20 protein-coding genes are annotated in these 19,014 nt (G+C 65.0%); 12 read left to right on the top strand and 8 right to left on the bottom strand.

What is annotated here, in order from left to right:
• Window positions 1-14: 14 nt before the first annotated feature.
• Window positions 15-299, top strand: coding sequence for a membrane protein insertion efficiency factor YidD (gene yidD / locus A9975_RS29060; RefSeq protein WP_082054956.1), 285 nt, complete (start codon window positions 15-17; stop codon window positions 297-299).
• A gap of 22 nt (window positions 300-321) precedes the next feature.
• Window positions 322-1,992 carry a membrane protein insertase YidC gene (yidC, locus tag A9975_RS29055; protein ID WP_183035753.1) on the top strand — a complete coding sequence of 557 codons (1,671 nt, stop codon included), beginning with the start codon at window positions 322-324 and terminating at the stop codon, window positions 1,990-1,992.
• Between the two features lie 238 nt (window positions 1,993-2,230).
• Here the strand turns inward: yidC and A9975_RS29050 are convergent, their stop codons facing one another.
• Together A9975_RS29050 and A9975_RS29045 are read right to left on the bottom strand one after the other, a co-directional pair.
• A complete protein-coding gene (locus A9975_RS29050) occupies window positions 2,231-2,617 on the bottom strand; it encodes a VOC family protein (protein ID WP_183035752.1) in 387 nt (128 codons plus the stop codon).
• Window positions 2,618-2,693: 76 nt separating this feature from the next.
• Entirely contained in the window at window positions 2,694-3,131 is a 438-nt protein-coding gene (locus tag A9975_RS29045) for a PaaI family thioesterase (protein ID WP_183035751.1), read from the bottom strand.
• A 278-nt stretch (window positions 3,132-3,409) separates the two neighbouring features.
• Here A9975_RS29045 and A9975_RS29040 point away from each other — a divergent pair, with 278 nt between their 5' ends.
• Window positions 3,410-4,282: a CHAD domain-containing protein gene (locus A9975_RS29040; RefSeq protein ID WP_255503846.1), complete on the top strand. Its 873-nt coding sequence runs from the start codon at window positions 3,410-3,412 to the stop codon at window positions 4,280-4,282.
• Between the two features lie 14 nt (window positions 4,283-4,296).
• Window positions 4,297-5,751: a tRNA uridine-5-carboxymethylaminomethyl(34) synthesis GTPase MnmE gene (mnmE, locus tag A9975_RS29035; protein WP_183035849.1), complete on the top strand. Its 1,455-nt coding sequence runs from the start codon at window positions 4,297-4,299 to the stop codon at window positions 5,749-5,751.
• A 155-nt stretch (window positions 5,752-5,906) separates the two neighbouring features.
• On the opposite strand, the gene A9975_RS29030 is transcribed toward mnmE, so the two are convergent.
• From A9975_RS29030 to A9975_RS29020, 3 genes are all read right to left on the bottom strand, one after another.
• On the bottom strand, window positions 5,907-6,617 hold the full coding sequence (locus A9975_RS29030; protein ID WP_183035749.1) for a hypothetical protein: 711 nt from the start codon (window positions 6,615-6,617) through the stop codon (window positions 5,907-5,909).
• Between the two features lie 665 nt (window positions 6,618-7,282).
• The gene (locus tag A9975_RS29025) at window positions 7,283-7,822 is read right to left on the bottom strand and encodes a hypothetical protein (protein ID WP_183035748.1); all 540 of its coding nucleotides are present in this window, start codon (window positions 7,820-7,822) and stop codon (window positions 7,283-7,285) included.
• A gap of 709 nt (window positions 7,823-8,531) precedes the next feature.
• Window positions 8,532-9,371 (bottom strand): GyrI-like domain-containing protein, encoded by an 840-nt coding sequence (locus A9975_RS29020; RefSeq protein ID WP_183035747.1) that lies wholly within the window; start codon window positions 9,369-9,371, stop codon window positions 8,532-8,534.
• A 415-nt stretch (window positions 9,372-9,786) separates the two neighbouring features.
• On the opposite strand from A9975_RS29020, the gene A9975_RS29015 reads away from it, so the two are divergent.
• Entirely contained in the window at window positions 9,787-10,239 is a 453-nt protein-coding gene (locus A9975_RS29015; RefSeq protein WP_150986431.1) for a PA2169 family four-helix-bundle protein, read from the top strand.
• Between the two features lie 100 nt (window positions 10,240-10,339).
• Here the strand turns inward: A9975_RS29015 and A9975_RS29010 are convergent, their stop codons facing one another.
• Window positions 10,340-11,017 (bottom strand): isoprenylcysteine carboxylmethyltransferase family protein, encoded by a 678-nt coding sequence (locus tag A9975_RS29010; protein WP_183035848.1) that lies wholly within the window; start codon window positions 11,015-11,017, stop codon window positions 10,340-10,342.
• Between the two features lie 245 nt (window positions 11,018-11,262).
• On the opposite strand from A9975_RS29010, the gene A9975_RS29005 reads away from it, so the two are divergent.
• From A9975_RS29005 to A9975_RS28975, 7 genes are all read left to right on the top strand, one after another.
• The gene (locus tag A9975_RS29005) at window positions 11,263-12,438 is read left to right on the top strand and encodes an acyltransferase (RefSeq protein WP_183035746.1); all 1,176 of its coding nucleotides are present in this window, start codon (window positions 11,263-11,265) and stop codon (window positions 12,436-12,438) included.
• A gap of 191 nt (window positions 12,439-12,629) precedes the next feature.
• Window positions 12,630-13,847, top strand: coding sequence for an acyltransferase (locus A9975_RS29000; protein ID WP_183035745.1), 1,218 nt, complete (start codon window positions 12,630-12,632; stop codon window positions 13,845-13,847).
• Between the two features lie 118 nt (window positions 13,848-13,965).
• Window positions 13,966-14,379 carry a hypothetical protein gene (locus A9975_RS28995; protein ID WP_183035744.1) on the top strand — a complete coding sequence of 138 codons (414 nt, stop codon included), beginning with the start codon at window positions 13,966-13,968 and terminating at the stop codon, window positions 14,377-14,379.
• Window positions 14,380-14,730: 351 nt separating this feature from the next.
• Window positions 14,731-15,309, top strand: coding sequence for an OB-fold putative lipoprotein (locus A9975_RS28990; protein ID WP_183035743.1), 579 nt, complete (start codon window positions 14,731-14,733; stop codon window positions 15,307-15,309).
• Window positions 15,310-15,354: 45 nt separating this feature from the next.
• Window positions 15,355-15,558 (top strand): hypothetical protein, encoded by a 204-nt coding sequence (locus A9975_RS28985; protein WP_174424410.1) that lies wholly within the window; start codon window positions 15,355-15,357, stop codon window positions 15,556-15,558.
• A gap of 296 nt (window positions 15,559-15,854) precedes the next feature.
• On the top strand, window positions 15,855-16,088 hold the full coding sequence (locus A9975_RS28980; protein ID WP_255503844.1) for a hypothetical protein: 234 nt from the start codon (window positions 15,855-15,857) through the stop codon (window positions 16,086-16,088).
• A 161-nt stretch (window positions 16,089-16,249) separates the two neighbouring features.
• Complete coding sequence (locus A9975_RS28975; RefSeq protein WP_183035742.1) at window positions 16,250-16,777, top strand: Sbal_3080 family lipoprotein; 528 nt, start codon at window positions 16,250-16,252, stop codon at window positions 16,775-16,777.
• A gap of 73 nt (window positions 16,778-16,850) precedes the next feature.
• On the opposite strand, the gene A9975_RS28970 is transcribed toward A9975_RS28975, so the two are convergent.
• Window positions 16,851-17,822 (bottom strand): M14 family metallopeptidase, encoded by a 972-nt coding sequence (locus tag A9975_RS28970; protein ID WP_183035741.1) that lies wholly within the window; start codon window positions 17,820-17,822, stop codon window positions 16,851-16,853.
• Window positions 17,823-17,963: 141 nt separating this feature from the next.
• The gene (locus A9975_RS28965) at window positions 17,964-18,932 is read right to left on the bottom strand and encodes a tripartite tricarboxylate transporter substrate binding protein (RefSeq protein WP_183035740.1); all 969 of its coding nucleotides are present in this window, start codon (window positions 18,930-18,932) and stop codon (window positions 17,964-17,966) included.
• Window positions 18,933-19,014 lie beyond the last annotated feature (82 nt).

Raw genomic sequence — 19,014 nt, 5'->3', positions numbered from 1 at the left:
ACCGGCCCGCTGCCATGAAGCGAATCCTGCTTGCCCTGCTGCGCATCTACAAGATCGCCCTGAGCCCGTTTTTTGGCTCGCAGTGCCGCTTCCTGCCCACCTGTTCCGATTACGCCCGCGAAGCGATCCTGTGCCATGGCGCAGGGCGCGGCAGCTGGCTGGCCGCTTGCCGGCTATGCCGTTGCCATCCGTTCACGGATGGCGGGTATGATCCGGTGCCACCGGCATCGGCAACCAAGCAAGACCGGGCTCGCCCCGCGACTGGCCATCCAGTCACGATCCGGCTACCCCGCCCCTGATTTCCCCCGACCACAGCGAGACATGGATATCAAACGCACCATACTCTGGGTCATCTTCTCGATGGCCCTCGTGCTGCTCTACGACAACTGGCAGCGCGCCAACGGTCACCAGTCGATGTTCTTCCCGAGCGCGACGCAGCAGGCTCCGGCAACCGCAGGCGGCGCTTCGGCCCCGCAAAGCGATGTGCCCAAGGCCAATGCAACTGCCGGCGCCGCCGCAGGCGCTCCGGCGTCCGTCCCGGTAGCCGCGGCCCAGCCCAGCGGCGAGAAGATCGTGGTCAGCACCGACGTGATGCGTGCCCAGATCGATACCGCCGGCGGCATCCTGACGCGCTTGGAACTGCTCAACCAGAAAGATCACGACGGCAAGCCGGTCGTGCTGTTCGAGCGTGACCAGACCCGCACCTATATGGCCCGCTCCGGCCTGATCGGTGGCGACCTGCCCAACCACACCACGGTGTTTACCGCTTCGGCGGGCCCGCGCGACCTGGCTGGCTCGGACAAGGTCTCGGTAACGCTGACGGCGGAGAAGGACGGGGTCAAGCTGGACAAGACCTATACCTTCCACAAGGGCAGCTACGTTGTCGACACGAAATTTGCCGTGACCAACGACAGCGGCAAGCCGATCTCGCCGACGCTGTACATGGAACTGACGCGCGACGGCAGCAAGGTCGAGCAGTCGCAGTTCTATAGCACCTTCACCGGCCCGGCCATCTACACCGACGCCGACAAGTACCACAAGATCACCTTCGACGACATCGGCAAGGGCAAGGCTTCGGTCCCCGCGGCCGGTACCAGCGGCTGGGTGGCGATGGTGCAGCATTACTTTGCCTCGGCGTGGATTCCGCAATCGGGCAAGGAGCACAGCTTCTACGTCGAGAAGATCGACAACAACCTGTTCCGCGTGGGCGTGCAGCAGCCGCTGGGCTCGATCGCCCCGGGTGCCACGGTGACCACCGATGCGCGCCTGTTCGCCGGCCCGCAGGAAGAGCGCATGCTCGAGAAGATCACCCCGGGCCTGGAACTGGTGAAGGACTATGGCTGGCTGACCATCCTGGCCAAGCCGATCTTCTGGCTGCTGGAAAAGATCCACGGCTTCCTGGGCAACTGGGGCTGGTCGATCATCGCGCTGACCGTGCTGATCAAGCTGGTGTTCTTCCCGCTGTCGGCGGCTAGCTACAAGTCCATGGGCAAGATGAAGGACCTGCAGCCCCGCATGACCGCGATGCGCGAGCGCCACAAGGGCGATCCGCAGAAGATGAACCAGGAGATGATGGCGCTGTACCGCACCGAGAAGGTCAACCCGCTGGGCGGCTGCCTGCCCATCGTGATCCAGATCCCGGTGTTCATTGCGCTGTACTGGGTGCTGCTGTCGTCGGTGGAAATGCGCGGCGCGCCTTGGCTGGGCTGGATCCATGACCTGTCGGTGCCGGATCCGTTCTACATCCTGCCGGTGCTGATGGCCGTGTCGATGTTCGTGCAGACCAAGCTGAACCCGACCCCGCCGGACCCCGTGCAGGCCAAGGTCATGATGATCATGCCGCTGGTGTTCTCGTTCATGTTCTTCTTCTTCCCGGCTGGCCTGGTGATGTACTGGGTCACCAACAACGTCTTGTCGATCGCGCAGCAATGGCAGATCAACCGGATGCTTGGCAAGAACAAGGCGAAGACCGCCGCGGTGGCCAAGGGCTGAAGTTGAAGTTGCAGTGAATCGTGCCGGCGGGTGGCAAACCCGCTGGCGACAAAAAAGCCCGGTGCGATGCACCGGGCTTTTTTTTGCTTCCGGCGGCGCCTGAACGAAGCCGACGATGCGCCAAAGCCGCTTGGAATGACGACGGCAGTTAATCCCTCTCCCCTCAGGGGGAGAGGGGTGGCTTAGCTAGGAGCCGCGTGAAGTGCAGCACGATGTGGCTGGCGCAGGCGCCCCCGTATCACTCAGGCGCGTGGCACACCGCTTCGATATTGTGGCCGTCCGGGTCCAGCACAAAGGCGCCGTAATAATTCGGGTGATAGTGCGGGCGCAAACCCGGCGCGCCGTTGTCCCGGCCGCCGGCCGCCAGCGCGGCCTTGTAGTAGGCATCCACCTGCGAGCGCGAGTCCGCGCGAAAGGCGATATGCAGCGGTGGCTGGTTGGGCGTGCCGCTGCTGATCCAGAACTCGGGCTTCTCGGGCGGGCCGAAGCCCGCCACGTCGGCGTAGCCGGTCACGCTGGCGGGCAACTCCATGTTCTTGATGAAGCCGAGCGCGGCCAGCGCGGCGGTGTAAAAGGCCCGGCTCTTCGCGAAATCGCTGACGACAACGCCTGTGTGATCGATCATCTTGTTGTTTCTCCTTGGGTGTTTTTTGTCGTCCGGCGTTGGCGCAGGGTTGGCCCGGTATTGGCACAGTGTTGGCTCAGGCCAGGTCGAGCACGCTCATGGTGGCGTTGAAGCGGCTGACGAGCACCGCCTCGCCGTGCACGCTGGCGAAGACATCGGCCTCGACCACGATGATGGTGCGGCCGGATTTCAATACGTCGGCGCGGCAGGTCAGGCGATCGCTGCGGGCGGCGCGCAGCAGGTTGATCTTGAATTCGGCGGTGACCACATGGCGCCCGGCGTCGAGCATGGTGCTGGCGGCCGCGCCGGCGGTGTGGTCGGCCATGGTGGCTTGCACGCCGGCATGCACGATGCCGCCATGCTGCAGGTGGCGGGGCGTGACCAGCAGTTCGCTCTCGCACCAGCCCGGCCCGCAATCCACCAGCCGGATGCCTACGTCTGCGACAAAGGCAGCCTGGCGAAAGCCGGCCTCGATGGTGTCGCGCAGCAAAAGCCGTTCTTGTTCGGTGGACATGGCGCTGCTCCTCGCACGGGTGGTGATCGGGTACGGCCTTGTGATGGCTGTTGTGATGGCTGGCCGGCTGGCGTTGCCAGCAGGCATTGCAACCCGAAGCGCGCGGGCTGTCAATGGAGTGCGGCGCAACCGGCACAATCGCCTACACTGATTAGACGTGCCCTGAAACATGCCCTGAACCGCGCCCGGAAACATGCCCTGAAGCTGGCCTGCGCAAGATCAGGCTGTTCCGGTAGCTATGCCCACGCCGATACGTTATGCGCGCCGCCAACCTTCCCATGCAGCTGCACCCCCGCATGCGCGCCATCGATGCCTTCATCGCGCTTGGCGATGCGGGCCTGGTGGCGGTTGCCGATCAGCTGGATGCCCTGCACCGGCGCGACCATCCCGACGATGTGCATGCGTTGCGTGTAGCGGTGCGGCGTCTGCGCGCCGTGTGCTGGGCATTTGCCCCGGCCTTGCCCAAGGCCATCCGCGCGCGCTGGGATGATTGCCTGCGCAAGCTGGCGCAGGCCGCCAGCGACGTGCGCGACTGGGACGTGTTCGTCAGCACGACCTTGCGCCCGGCGCTGGACTTGCAGCCTGAGGATCCGGTGCTGCTGGCGGTGCTTGACACCGCAATTACGCGCCGCCACTACGCACGCGCCACCATGCTGGCGCAGCTCACCGAACACCAGCACTGGCCGCTGCCCGTGCTGCACCGCGACCTCATGCACCTGGGCGATGGCGGCGCGCAGCGCGCGGGCGCCGCCGCGCAGGACCGGCTGGCAGACTTCGCGCGCCGGCGGGTGCGCCGCGCAAGCAAGCGCGTGAAGTCGCTGGCGCGCGCCGCGCGCTCGAAAGACCTGGCGCGCGTGCATCGCTTTCGCATTGGCAGCAAGCGGCTGCGCTATGTGATCGAGGCCCTGGAGCCGGTACTGGCCAAGCGCTATGCCAAGCGCCTGCACCGCAAGCTGGTGAAGCGCCAAGGCAGCCTGGGCGACCTGATCGACGGCGCGGTGGCACGCCGCCTGATGATGGAGTGCCTGAACATGCCCGCGATGGATGCGGCAGATACAGCAGATGTAGCTGATGCAGCGCATGCGCCGGATGTGTCGGATGCGCCGGATGCCACGGTTGCGCCGGATCGATCTGCGACAATATCGGCATGACTGCCACGACCGCCATGACCGCAACCCACTCCCTCCAGCCTCGCTCCGCTCGCACCACGCCCATCGCCGCCATTGCTACCGCGCCCGGGCGCGGCGGCATCGGCGTGGTACGCGTGTCCGGCCCCGACGTGAGCACGATTGCGCAGGCCGTGTGTGGCCAGGCGCTGAAAGCCCGCCACGCCACCTACCTGCCGTTCCTGGATGCACACGGCAAGGCGATCGACCACGGCCTGGCGTTGTACTTCCCCGCGCCGCACTCTTACACCGGCGAGGAAGTGCTGGAGCTGCAGGGCCACGGCGGCCCGGTGGTGATGCAGATGCTGCTGGCGCGCTGCCTGGATGCCGGCCGCGAGATGGGCCTGCGCCTGGCCGAGCCCGGCGAGTTCACGCGCCGCGCCTTTCTGAATGACAAGCTCGACCTGGCCCAGGCGGAAGCCGTGGCCGACCTGATCGAGGCCAGCACCGAAGCCGCCGCGCGCTCGGCCGCGCGCTCCATGGAGGGCGTGTTCTCCGACGCCATCCGCGCGCTGGTGGAGCAGGTGATCCACCTGCGCATGCTGGTGGAAGCCACGCTGGATTTCCCCGAGGAAGAGATCGACTTTCTGGAAGCGTCCAACGCGCGCGGCCAGCTGGCCAATATCCGTGATGCGCTGGCCGGCGTGCTGGCGCAGGCCAAGCAGGGCTCGCTGCTGCGCGAGGGCTTGTCGGTGGTGCTGGCGGGCCAGCCCAATGTGGGTAAGTCGTCGCTGCTCAACGCGCTGGCCGGCGCGGAGCTCGCCATCGTCACGCCGATTCCCGGCACCACGCGCGACCGCGTGCGCGAGACCATCCAGATCGAAGGCATCCCGCTGCATATCATCGACACCGCCGGCCTGCGCGAAGACGCCACCGACGAAGTCGAGCGCATCGGCATCGAGCGCACCTGGGAAGCCGTGGGCCGCGCCGACCTGGTGCTGCACCTGGTGGACGCGGCCGACTACGTGGAACACGGCTTGTCGGAGATCGACGACGCCATCGACGACCGCCTCTCCGGCCACCTGCCGCCGGGCTCGCCGATCCTGCGCGTGGTCAACAAGATCGACCTGGCGCCCAAGGTTGGCGAGCGCCACTTCGGCGCGGATCGCCCGCACGTGGTAGCCGCCATCGGCCCGAACCCGGCCGAGGTATGGATCTCCGCGCGCACCGGCGCCGGCATCGACCTGCTGCGCAGCCAGTTGCTGCGGCTGGTGGGCTGGCAATCCGGCAACGAAGGCACCTTCCTCGCACGCGAGCGGCACCTCACCGCGCTGCGCAACGCGCAATCGCACCTGGACCTGGCCGAAGAGCGCGCGGCGCAAGAGGCGCAGGCGCTGGACCTGTTCGCCGAAGAACTGCGCCTGGCGCAGGACCATCTCAACAGCATCACCGGCGAGTTCAGCAGCGATGATCTGCTGGGGACGATTTTTACGCGGTTTTGTATTGGCAAGTAGCCGCATGGCAAGGGTTGCCAAGCGACGCCAATGATGGGCCGCCAAACCCTTGTGCGGCAAGGTGCCGGGCTCATGACCCGGGCAGATCTTTGCGCACATGAAGCTGAACGCTATGCGGTTTCCGCGACAACCTTCCGCGGCTTGAGGGGGCGCCATCAACACCTGCGTATCGGGATGTAGGCGCGAATAAACAACCGGCCCTGCCCGCGAGCCGTTGGCGGACCCTCGGCATCATGGATTCCCGGCGGGTACTTCCGCGCCTGCCGGGGCGGCACGAAGTCATCGGGAATGGATGTGATACCGTCGAACAGGGACGTCTGCAGCTTCACCGTGTACTCTGCCCGCCGCAGTCGCCGGCGAAGGGTACGGGCTGCAATCGCAAAGTGGTCTGCGATGGCAGCTCGGTCGTCCCCCATGTTCGCGAAGACCCGGAGGTAGGCAACGGCCTCGGCAAAGCGGCCCAGTACTTTCTGCTCCTGCGAGTGCTCCTCCTCTCGCGCGGCCAGAGCGAAGGACGGGTCCGAGTCTTCTGGCGCCGCCAGAGCGGTGGCAATAGGGTTCTCTCGCATCCCGCCGTCGTCGTCCTCGCGCTGCTCGTCCAGGCGCACCGCAAAGCGAAATCGCTTGTCGGCGAACTTCACGAAGCGGTTGTAGAGCCTCCCCAGGATCTGCTGATGAAATCCTGTGTCCCCCGCGTCCGGAGGTGGGTCGCGATCCCTGCTCAGTTCATTCGCCACCAGCCAGGCCTCGGCCTGCAAGTCCTCAACCGTCGTTTCGCCGCGGGAACGGCTCGCTATTCTGCGCAGGTCGGCGATGATCGAGGGAATGAGTCTGGCGAAGAAGGTGCTGGCGGAGCGGACTGACATGGATGGCGGGCAGCAAGGACAGCCGGCAAGAAAGAAGAAGAGGGGATGCCAAAGCGAGGGGACTTAGCGGCGTACCTGGATAGTCAACTGGTAACTGGTCGAGCGCTCCGGCAGTCTGCCGAGTGGGCGTAGCCCGGCCAGGCTATGCATCGTGAGATACCGCGACTACGCTAGCGGATAGCCTGAGCACCGCAAGGATGGATAACCATCAAACGCTTCAATCTATCTCTCCAAGATCGCCTGATCATGACCTCGAGAGTATTCTCTCTATCCAATCCTTGGCTTCCATCCCAAGGAAATACAAAGCAAGGCCGATTATGATAGCGGGAAGATACCCGGCTATCATCCCCACACAAACCTCGAACAGGAAATAAATCAGGGATCCAATGACGGTCTTTAGTTTTTCCAAGGGAATCTCCCAAAGAGTCGGCGAGACTAAACAGTAGTCGCACTGACACTTTGCTAACCTTACCTCCGGTTAATATGGTGAGACACGACGCTGACGAAATGGTATGCCGGCATATACGGCATACTCGCAACCAATGTGGGGATTAACCTTCCTCCAGCATCATTCCACCCCATACAGCGGCGGGGAACACCGCACTATCGGTTTCCTTCATTTACTTGGCAGATAAGGCTGGCATAGCTGATCTGCCTCAGATCGATCAGTTCTTGATAAATCTGAGGAATATGGAGAAGAGGGTCGTAAGAATAAGTGCGCAGAATAACATGGAAATGGCCTGCGCCATCAAGACTCCGCAGAGTGAATAAATGCGGGTCACATTTTCCATGGTCGTACTTAGAGCCTCCACGGCAATCAAGATCGAGTACAACCAAACCACAAGCATGACGACAGGCGAATCAATAAACAAAAATAGTACACCTGAAATAATTCCAGAAAACAGAGTGGCGGCTGCCAGAAGATTAAACAGGTCCCCTTTGCCATCCCATCGAGCACCGCGCCGAACCCACCAATTGAGAATTGCGTAGATAAGAATAAAAGCGGCCCACGATGCAACGATGCCTGCGGCAATAGCTACTGGAAGAGGGAGGTTTTCTGCGTCGGCCGTCCCGTTCTCTGCGAGCGACAATCCAGTTAAAAATCCGACAAAGGTGACAGCAAGCACTGATTTCCACCGGGGGAAACTAAAACACTGGATTGGCAGTTTACGAAGCAGAACCAAGCCGAAAGAATGGCGGATCATTTTGAAACCTCCGATAGTTGAAAACCAAGGAACCGGCAGCAATGGCTTGAAATATGCACAGGCCATTGAACCTGGTTTCGCTTCCGTCCCGGCCCGAAGCGTTGCTCCTGAATGTGAGATTCGTGGCGTCTTCCTTCGCAAAGACCATATCCAACACCGAGCAATAAATCTGCGTGTTAGGCCTGCTGAGGTAAGCGCTTATCGTTGGATAACCTAACGCTCAGATCATAAATGCGAATCGCACTCATTGTCATTGCGAAATTTCCCATTTTTTGCATGGAACCTGCTGAACAACGGCGCCGCCCCGCTGACGCTGACCGCGAATGGCGCCTTTACCTTCGCCACCCCCGTTGCGCTCAACAGCGCCTATGCGGTCACGATCGGTACGCAGCGGCTTGGGCAAACCTGCTCGGTGAGCAATGGCAGCGGCGTCGCCACAGCAGCGGTGACGAACGTGACGATTTCCTGCGGCGCAGCGCAAGCGCGGGTGTCCACCCTGGCGGGCTCCACAAAGGCGGGGTCCGCCGACGGCACCGGGACCGCCGCTTCGTTCGAGAACCCGTTTGGCGTGGCGCTCGATGCAAGCGGCTACCTGTACGTGGCCGATAGCGGAAATTCTGAAATCCGCATGATCACCCCGGCAGGCGTCGTTACCCCGGCGCGGGGGGAATGTCAGCGCGCGCAAGCGGGCGTGCCTGTGCGGTGCGCGTCAGCCCTGCTTCACCGGCAGGCAGATCCGCGTCTGCAACTGCGCGGGCGGCGTGGTGCGAGGATCGTTCACGTACTGCTCGAACATGGGAAAGTCCGCCGGCACGACCCCGCTGTTCGGCAGCCATTCCGAGAACATCCAGTTGTACGCCTTGCCCATCTCGTTGTAGGGACCTGTGTAAGTCAGTATCGCGCAGCGGCCCGCCGGGATTTCGAATCGCTCCAGTTCCTCGCCCAAGTCGGCATCCGGCGCAACCGGCATGCCGGCCAGCGAACGCAATTGCGCTGCCGGCACCTGCTCGGGATCGCTGAAGTACACGCCAAAGCCGGTGGCGTCGGGGCTGGCAAGGCCCCGGCTGGCCGCCAGCATGAAGACGCGGGTGAACACCGGGCCGATTTCCTGATAGCTGCCAAGATGGGGCAGCGTGGCCAGCACGGTGCCGGGAAAGGTCTCGATCGTGATGGGATACATGCCTAGCTCCTGAGGGTTGAAGGGACCGGAGCGGGCTGCGCGATACCGCCCCGGCGGGATGCCGAAGGCCGCGCCAAATGCCCGGTTGAACGCCGCGTCCGACTCGTAGCCGGCGCGCAGCGCCACATCACGCAATGAAGCTTCGGTACCCGCCAGCGCGATCGCCGCACGGTGCATGCGCAGGCGTTGTACCGTGGCGTTCACCGTTTCTCCCATCATGGCGCGATAGACGCGATGGAAGTGATACGGCGACAGGCAGGCCAGGTCGGCCAGCTGGTACAACTCCGGGTCCGCGTCGGGGTGGCTTGCCAGCCAGCGCAGGACGGGTTCCATGCGTTGGGCGTACTGGATTCGGGTCTCGGGTTTCATGTGGTCTCCATGGCGTGCAATCTACCGGCAGCCGGTTTGCAGATTTTGCGGTTTTTTTGTGGCTTGGCTAGCGCAAAGTGCAGGCAAGCGCATGCGGGTCGGTTCCGGCAAGCTGCGGTGCACAAACCGGTCAGCCCTCGCCCCTATGAGTCCGCACACCCTCCTATACTGAAATCCCACCCCCATCTCGCCCGGCGCTGGTCCACGCGGCTGCCAGCGCGCGAGCCCATAGCAGAAGTGCCGCGCGGCAAGCCAACCAGGCAAGGCAAGCACAGGAAGCAGGGGCCTGAATCCCGCAGCGGCATCGACGCCAGGCGTGTAGCGTGCGGCGCGGATGTACGCGGGGGTTCACACCAGAATTCGCACGAGAATTCACACAGGCTCCTGTCCATGCAAGACCGGCAAGGAGATCATCATGACCAACGCGCAAGGACAAATCGTCGGCACCCTGAACCACCTGATCGAGGTCGGCAAGGATGGCGAGCTCAGCTGCACGACCGGCGCCCGCGAGGTGCATAACCCCGAGATACGCGCGATCCTCACGGGCACGGCGGAATCGTGCCGCGCCTCGGTGATGGAGTTGCAGGCACTGGTGACATCGCTGGGCGCGGAGCCCCGGGATCGCGGCAGCATGGGTGGCACGCTGCATCGCGGCTGGATGGAGGTGCTGCACGTGATCGCGCCGCACAACGACGATGCGGTGCTGCAGCTGTGCGAGCGCGATGAGGAAACGGCAAAGCGCGAGTACCAGTCGGCACTGACGAAGGACATGCCGCCCGAGATCCGCGCGGTGGTGCAGCGCCAGTACGAGGGCATACAGTGGCACCACGATCGCATCCACGCCATGCGCGGGATGCAGATTCATTGAGGCTGCGATGCGCTGATCGTCGGCAATCCCCTGCAATAAGTGGCAAAGACCGTAGCAAAGACCGCAGCAAAGACCGGCTGCCTGCCTGACGCCTGACGTACTACCAGACGAAGGGGACCAGCCGGTATCGCACCCGGGCCGCATAGGCCGCGTAGCCCTTGAGGCCGCGCTGCAGCTCGCGGTCTTCCATTGCCGTGCGAAGCACGATGCCGCCAATGAGCAGCAGCGATGCGGCCACGCCGTACCAGGAGCCGAGCATCAGCGCATTGGCCGGCAGGAACACCAGCATGGTGGCGTAGAGCGGGTGGCGAACCACGGCGTAGGGGCCGCTCGACACCACCTGGTGCCCGCGCTCGGCCTGGATCCTGACCACGGCCGCGAGGAAGGTGTTTTCGTGAAACACGCGGTCGATCAGGAGAAATGACAGCACCACCAGCACCGCGCCCAGGCACTGCAGCCACAACGGCATCGCGGACCAGTGAAAGCGCACCGCATCCAGGCCCATCAGCACCATCCAGGCGATCCACGCCACGAGCACGAACGGCAGCAGGATCTTGTCCCAGAACGGCTGGCCGCGTTGCAGCGGCATCTTCATGCGCTCGGCAAGCAGTGCGGGGTCATGCCGCGCCAGGCGTTGCGTGAGCCAATAGCCGCCGCCAAAAAACAGGATGAGATAGGCCCAGGCGGCGGGCCAGGCCAGCGTGCCCGCCGCGCCGAACAGCAGGGCCGCAAAGAGCAGGCCCTCCGCCGCCAGCGTCATTCCGACCTTGAATCCCATGGCGCCTGCCTCCTTGCCGCCGAACCGGTAGCCGCGCATTTGTCATGCTTGCACGTTAGCACGCACTTGGTATGCCGGCGCACAGAGCGCGCCCGCGGGGCAAGCTAGATTTCATCCCGCATGCCCACCGGTTGCGCGCGCCGCGCGCGGCCACCGCGACGCCGCAGAGCGTCATGGCGCGGCGGCAAGCGAGGGAGCATGGCAGAGTACCGCGCCTCCCCCGACACCTTGAGGGGGTGAGACAGATGAGCCGTCGCGTTCTAGAGCTGACCGGGCTTCGCAGCGTCGCGGTCATGCTGGTGGTCATCAGCCATGCGGAGCATATGACCAAGGGGGGGTACACGGGATTGCTTGCGCCGCTGCGGTATTTCGCGAACGGCGGCGTCGGCGTGTTTATCTCGTTCGTGCTGAGCGGCTTCCTGATTACGGAGCTGCTGCAGGCCGAGTGGCGGGCCTGCGGATCCATCAAGCTGATGCGTTTCTACGGCCGCCGCGCGCTGCGCATCTGGCCGGCTTTTTATGTCTACCTGATCGCGATGGGCCTGTTTGGCATTGTCGGGCTGATCGATGTGGATGCGCGGCAGCTCCTGTTTGCGGCGGCGCACCTCTGGAATTACTCCGAGATGCTCGGGCTGGGCAACGTCAACATGGCGCATCCCGCCGGCGCGTGGCTGCTCGGCCATTTCTGGACGCTGGCGCTGGACGAGCAGTTCTACTGGCTATGGCCGCCAGTGCTGTTACTGCTGCTGCGCGGCAAGGATCCGCGCTGGCTGGTGCTGGTGATCATGCTGATGCCGCTGGTGCGGGTGCTCTGCTATTTCACGACGCCTTCGTTGCGCGGGCAACTGGGGTTGATGCTGCACACGGGCGTGGACCCGGTGCTGATGGGATGCTATATCGCGCTGGACCGCGAGCGGCTGAAGGCGCAACTGAACGCACGCTTCGCCGGCGCGTTCGCGCTGCCGGCGCTGATCCTGGTACTGCTGCTTGGCCTGCCGCTCATCGGCACCCTGGCCGGCGGCATCTGGACGGCGACCTATGGCCCGGTGGCGCTGGCGGCGGCGGTCGGCCTGCTGATCCTAGCCGTGGTGGAGCGGCCGGAGTTGTGGATATCGCGCCTGCTCAGGAGCAAGGCCTTTGTGTTCGTGGGCACGATCTCGTTCAGCTTGTACGTCTGGCAGCAGCTGTTTACCAGCACGGCATCGCCGCTGGCGATGCGCTTTCCCTTTTGCATCCTGGAGGCACTGGCAGCCGCGGCGCTGAGCTACTTGCTGGTTGAAGCGCCTTTCCTGCGGCTCAGGAGCTGGCTTGGCAAGCGAGCGCGGGCAACAGCCCTGGAGACGGTGAGCGAGGAGGGCGGCGCGCCTGCGCGCAGCGTCGAGGCCGAACCGCTCCAGGACTTGCCGCAGCAGGCCTTGTAAGCGGGCATAAGCGGGCATAAGCGGGCATTGCGCCGCGCTGGCCTGTGGGTTGAGCCGTATTGAGCCGTGTTGGCCTGTGTTGGCTGCCACACCAACGCAGGCCAGGCCGCGCGGTACCTTTTGACATTGCACCACGGCAGCCCGGTGGGCCCGCCCGCGCCGGGCGTGGCCATCCCAGGCAGGGAGTGAACATGAACCGAGACGGTACACACGTTTGCGCGCTCGACGGTGTGCGGGGCCTGGCGGTCCTGATTGTCATGCTCTATCACTTTGCCCATGTGGGCCTGGTGTCGGACCTGCCGCTCGACCGCCTGTTCTACCAGTTGTCGATGACGGGGTGGATCGGCGTGGATATCTTCTTTGCGCTGTCGGGATTCCTGATCACGGGCATCCTGCTGCGCACCAAGGGCGCGCCCAACTACCTGCGCGCGTTCTACGGGCGCCGCGTGCTGCGCATCTTTCCGCTGTACTACTTCTACCTGGCCGTCCTGTTTCTGCTGCTGTTCCCGCTGATCTCGCACCGCATCGGCGCCATTGAGCAGGCCAAGCTGGAGGCGGTGCAGGCCAGCTGGCCGTGGTTCGTGCTGTATCTGTCCAACCTCAAGCAGGCGCTGACCGGCACGTTCTTCGGGGCGGGCGCGGGGCACTTGTGGTCGCTTGCCATCGAGGAGCAGTTCTACGCCGTGTGGCCCTTGCTGGTGCTGCTACTGCCGTTGGGCGCCATGCGCCGGCTCTGCCTGGTACTGCTGGCGGGAACGCTGGCGGTGCGCGTCGGCATGGTCTTGCAAGGCTATAGCGCGGACGCCATTTCGGTGTTCACGCCGGCCCGGCTGGATGGCCTGGTGGCTGGCGCGTTGCTGGCGATGGCGGTCCGGCGCGGATTGCACTTCAAGCCCTGGCTGGTGAAGGCGGCGCCGTTGGCGCTGCTGGTGCTGGCGGGCGGGCTGGCGGCCATGGGTTCCCGGCTGGAATCCAGCCCGCTGATCTATACCGTGGGCTTCTCGGTGGTTGCCGTGGTGGCGGTGGGCCTGGTCTACGCGGCCTGCGCAACGGACCGGCACGCCGTGTTCAGCAACCGGTACCTGGTGTTCCTGGGCAAGTACAGCTACGCGCTTTACGTGTTCCACCCGATCATCCGCGTGGCGGCGGTCAAGGCGTTCGGCGAGCCGCGCCTGCTGTTTGGCAGCCAGATCCCGTGGCAGCTGGGCTTTTCGGCGGCGTGCCTGTGCGCGTCCATCGCAGCGGCCTTGTTGAGCTGGCACCTGATCGAAAAACGCTTCCTGGGGCTCAAGGACACGCTGTTCCCCAACCGGGTTCCCACACCAGCGCCGCCCCCGCCATCGGCCGCCTTGCCGGCGCGGGACACATTTGGGGCCGACCCCGCCAGGCGCGGGCGGCCCATCATCTAGGCGCGCTGATCCGCGGCGGGCGGCGGCCTGGCAGTGCCGGGCCGCCGGCCCACCGATGAATCGCATGCGGGCACGGCCAACCGCTACAATGGGCCGTTTCAGCGAACGAGCCCCTGCCATGACCGATCATCCCCGCTTTACCCTCAATCGCTCGCTCGTCGTATTGGTGCCGCAGCAGCCTTTCTTCGAATGGATCATGGCCGTGGATATCGACCCGGTAGCCACGCTGACCCTTGAGCATGTACGCGAAGACCAGAGTGTGTTCCTGGTGCCGGACGATGTCTCGACCACCTCGGAAGCGCTGCAATGGGTAGAACAGCGCTGGCGCGGCTTGTTCGAATTCATGCTGGGGGAGTGGTTCGACGAGAGCCTGTGGCCGCAAACGCTGACGCTACAGCAGTTCCGTGACTGGTTCACCGTGCAGCACCACTCGATGGTGTTCGACATGGCGCCGGACACCCCGGTCGAACATGAAGACTGGGAAGACGAGGACGAAGACGATGACGAAACCGGGCTGCGGCACCTTCACTGATCGCGGCTTGCCGGTTGCGGCTTGATGCGGCGCAGCCCGGCAGCGCCGTAGCAAGCCAGCCTTACGTCACGCCACCGCCATGAAGTGCATGCGCATGCCCACCCGGATCCCCACGCGGCACCCAGCCCAAGCTGTGGACAAGTCTGTGGAGAAGACCGAACAACCCTGTGGGCAAAGCTGTGGGCAACTTTTTTGGCAAGCCCCGCCCGAGCGCCCGGCCTGGCACCGCCAGGCCTTGCCACAGGCGGGCTGGCAGCCGAGCCGAGTGCGCCGGCACGCAGCGCGCGCGCTTGATGCGCGCGGCCGGTGCCTGCCAGCGCAATGGCCTATTTCTATCGCAGGAAACCCCGGATGTTGAACCGTACCCAGCAAATCCTTATCGGCGTTGTCGCCCTTGCCGTCCTTGGCATGTTGTGGCTCACCGGCAACCATGAAGCGCAGCAGGAAGAGCCGGCCCCCGAGCCGGTCGCGGCAGCGTCCGCGGCGGTGCCGGAGCCCAACGCCGGCGCGCGCGGCGTGCCCAAGAACGGCACGCTGGACCCGATCAGCATCGACCCGAACCGCTCCACCGACATCCTGCCGCAATACCAGGCGGACACCCTTGTCGACGATTACCAGGAGAACGCTGGCGCGGCCAACGACCGCTACCTGGGCAAGTATTTCATCGTGGAGGGCGTGGCCAGCGGCGTGCGGCGCGAGGGAAATGACACGGTCTTCCTGGATATCCGCTCCAATAGCCCGACCCTGGTGGTGCGCGCCAAGCTCCTGCCGATCCAGATCTGCGGCCCCGCCGGGCGCACCTGCGAGGTCGAGGCACGCGGCACCATGGTCCGGCGCGGACAGAAGGTGGCCGTGGAATGCACTGGGGCGGGCCAGGTGGAGGGCTCGCCGATCCTCGAAGATTGCCTTGTGCGTGGCGGCGCCAACTGAGCGCGAGCACTGACTTACCCGGATTTACCCAGATCGATATCCAGCATGCAAACCCTGCTTTCCGTACTCGCCCTGACCATCCTGATCGTCACCGTGGTGGGCCTGGTCTCGCCACCGTTCATCAGCAACGCCTTCCTGAAGGGCCGCCCGGTGGGGCGCCTGCAGATCCTGCTGGTGGGGGTGTTCCTTGCCGCGATCTGCCTGATGGTGGTGGGCACGATGGCCAGCGGGGGGGCGGCAAAGGCCTGAGGCCGCCGACCGGGCCAAGACCGCGCGCCATGACGACGGCTGTCTCTCCCTCTCCCCTCAGGGGGAGAGGGCCGGGGAGAGGGGTGGCTTAGCCAGGAGCCACTTGAAGCGAAGCCCACTGTTTTTTCCAGCACGGCGGCATGTAGGACACATCCCACAGCAGGATCGGTGCGCTATCGATAGTGGCGCGTTCCGGCGTTGTCTATCTTTCCATCACGATACGAACAAACGTCAACGACGGGACAAGGCCCAAAGCGGCCCGAAGCTCCCCTGGAGCGAGGGCCGCGCTGAATATCATGATGGAAGATCTCTCCCGGGGCACGCTGCCTGCCCGCCAAGTCCAGCAAGCCCAGGCGCTCGCCAACATCCTCGCCATCACGCGCCGCGAGTGGCAGGTGTCCGGCCTCGGTCACCTCGCCGTGGATCATGGCCGCCCGGGCTGCCGCCGCGACCAGCTAGCGCAGCGCGCGGCGCGCGCCTTCGAGGCGCAGGTGATGGCGCTACGCTGCCGCCAGGCCATTGTGCTCTGAGGCAAAGCTCGGGGGAGCCGCAGAACCGGCGCAGAACCGGCACAGGACCGGTTTACCCGTTCTGTTCGAACGATTGCCGCCGCCGCAATGGCCTAAAGTTGCCTGGCGCGCTTGCCGACAACACGGTTCGGCACCCTTGCACCAGCGTTTCCAGGAACATCATGAAAAAAGCACTGCTAGCCGCCAGCCTTGGCTTGCTGGTCACCGGCTGCGCCACGTACCAGGCCGTCGTCCCGGTCGACCGCGGCGACCGTATCGCCTCCATGCAGCCCGCCGACGGCACGCTGTTTTGCGTGATCGCCAACCCGGGCAGCGGCGGCAATGCCTATGCGGAATTCATCCGCGACTCGGTGCAGCAGCGCGGCTTTGAGTTCAAGATGCTGTCGCCCGGATCGTCGGTGGCGTCGTGCCCCTATACCGCCACGGTCTACATGCAACGCCAGACCTACTGGCGCGATTTCCTGAGTACGGCGGAGATCATCGTCTATATCAACGGCGAGCGCGCCGGCAAGGCGAACTACGATGCCCTGCGCAGCGCCGGTGGCATCAACCTGAGCAACCTGGTCCCGCCCGAGATGAAGATCGACGAGCTGTTCGAGCAATTGCTGCCCGGCATGCGGCCAAAGCCGTCCACGGCAGGCACGCCAGGTGCGCCGGCCGCGCCGCAATCGCCAGCTACGCCAGCCTGAGCACCTCCGCCGCCTTGACGACGGCGTACCCAATACAGCGATAAGTGCGCATCTGCGCACTTACATCAGCCAGTCAGCCTACCAGCTGCCCCAGCCGCACCACGGTCACGCCCGGGCGCAGTTGCCGCAGCGACGGCATCACCAGCACGCAATCCGGATACGGCGTGACCACCGGCTCGCCGTCGCGCCAGCCGATCACGGTGCCGGCTTCGGCAAAGGTTTCCAGCCCGGTGTATGGGCCGGCGAAGCGGAAATCCATGCTGCTGGCGACCACGGGCTCGGTCACGCGTACCACCCGCTGCGGCGCCACGGGCAGGAGCCAGCCCGCAGGCACGTCGGCCGCATCGATCACGCCGGCATGGAGCAGGAAGCGCGCGGTGCTGTCCTGGGCCACGCCCACGGCAGCGGCTTCCCAGTGCTGGCCGCATTCGATCAACAGCGCGTTCCTGGCGCTGGCGGGGTCGCCAAAGCCTTCGTAGTCGCGCATGCGCCGTCCTTCCGGATGGCCCTCGTCCACGATCACGTTGGCGGGCGCGCCCACGGCGCGCGACAGGGCGATGCCCTTGTCGAGCGGGCCGGACACGATCAGCGGCAGGCTTTTCTCGTGCATGGAGTGCAGGTCGAGCAGCAGGTCCACGGTGTCGATGACCGGGCGCATGGCGCGCGCACGGCGCAGCTCGGACGAGTCACGGGTGGTGTCGTCCAGCACGGCGGCCGTCCACACGCGGTTGAAATCCTGGTCGACATAGCGCGATGCATCCGGGCGGGCGGCATCGAAGCTGTGGTACGCGTCGACGTTGGCAAAGGCCAGCGTCAGGCGGCCGCGGCGCGGGCGCAGGCCCAGGTCCAGCAGCGCCTTGACGGTGATGGCGCCGCACACCTCGTTGCCGTGGGTCAGCGCGTTGACCATCACGTGCGGGCCGGGCACGCCGCTGTCGAAGGTGTGGACGTAGGGCACGCCGGCGTTGCCGGCGGCGTAGGCGGAGATATCGGGGAATTCGACTTCAACCGGGTAAGCGTCGAAGCTGGGGGCAGTGGTCGTCATGTTTTTTGGTCGGCAAGCGTGCCAGTGATAGCGACTGAACAGCGAAAGTAGAGAAAGTAGCAAATGAAGCGGGGGAAGGCGGGCGGCAACCGCCCGCACCGCCGCTTGCGACAAGCAAATGGTACGCCTGCCGCCGTCCCCTTACTCGTGAATGCCGGCAGTCTGGACGATGCTCTTGTACTTCACCGTCTCGCGCTTGATAAAGCTGGCGAACTGGCCCGGGCCGCCCGGCGCCACTTCCACGCCGGCCTCGGCCAGCTTCTTCTTCACGTCGGGCATGGCCAGCACGGCTTGCATCTCGGTGTTCAGGCGATCGACCACGGCGCGCGGCGTATTGGCCGGCGCCATCAGGCCAAACCATACGCCCATGTCCACACCCTTGAGCGCGCTGCTTTCCGCCAGCGCGGGCACGTTGGGCGCCACCTGGGCGCGGCGCCCTTCGGTCACGCCGTAGGCCTTGACCCGGCCAGCCTGGATATGCGGCAGCGCCGACGACAGCACCATCACAGCGAGGTCGATCTGGCCGCCGAGCAGGTCGGTGGACATGGCGGACGCACCCTTATAGGGCACATGGGTGATGTTGACCTTGCCTTGCTGCTTGATCAGCTCGCCGGCCAGGTTCAGCGGGGTACCCACGCCGGACGAGGCATAGGCCAGCTTGCCCGGCTGCGCCTTGGCCAGCGCGATCAGCTCATCGGCGTTCTTGGCCGGCAGCGTGGACTTGCCCACCAGCACCATCGGCTGGGTGCCGACGAAGGTGATCGGCGCCAGGTCGCGCTCGCCGTCGTAGCGCACGGCGGGGTTGGTCAGGCGCGCGATCGAGACCTCGCTGCCCGAGCCCATCAGCAGCGTGTAGCCGTCGGCGTCGGCCTTGACCACCTTGGACGCACCGATAGTGCCGCCCGCGCCGCCCAGGTTCTCGATCACCACGCTCTGGCCCAGGCGCTTGCCCAGTTCCGGCGCGATGGTGCGCGCCACCAGGTCGACGCTGCCACCCGCGGTGTAGCCCACCACCAGGGAAATCGGCTTGGTCGGCCAGCCCGAGGCGCTAGCGCCGCCGGCAAGCAGGCAGAAGGATGCGGCAGCAGCCGCACGCAGCAGTTTGTTCATGGCAGGTCTCTCCGTTTCTAGATTTGCGCCGTATGCAGACAGGCAAGGTATGCAGGCATGCGGCGATCTTAGAGAGCATGCA

It is taken from the genome of Cupriavidus sp. UME77 (assembly GCF_014170355.1).
Taxonomy (GTDB): Bacteria; Pseudomonadota; Gammaproteobacteria; order Burkholderiales; family Burkholderiaceae; genus Cupriavidus; species Cupriavidus basilensis.
This window is presented reverse-complemented; position numbering and strand designations above follow the sequence as displayed.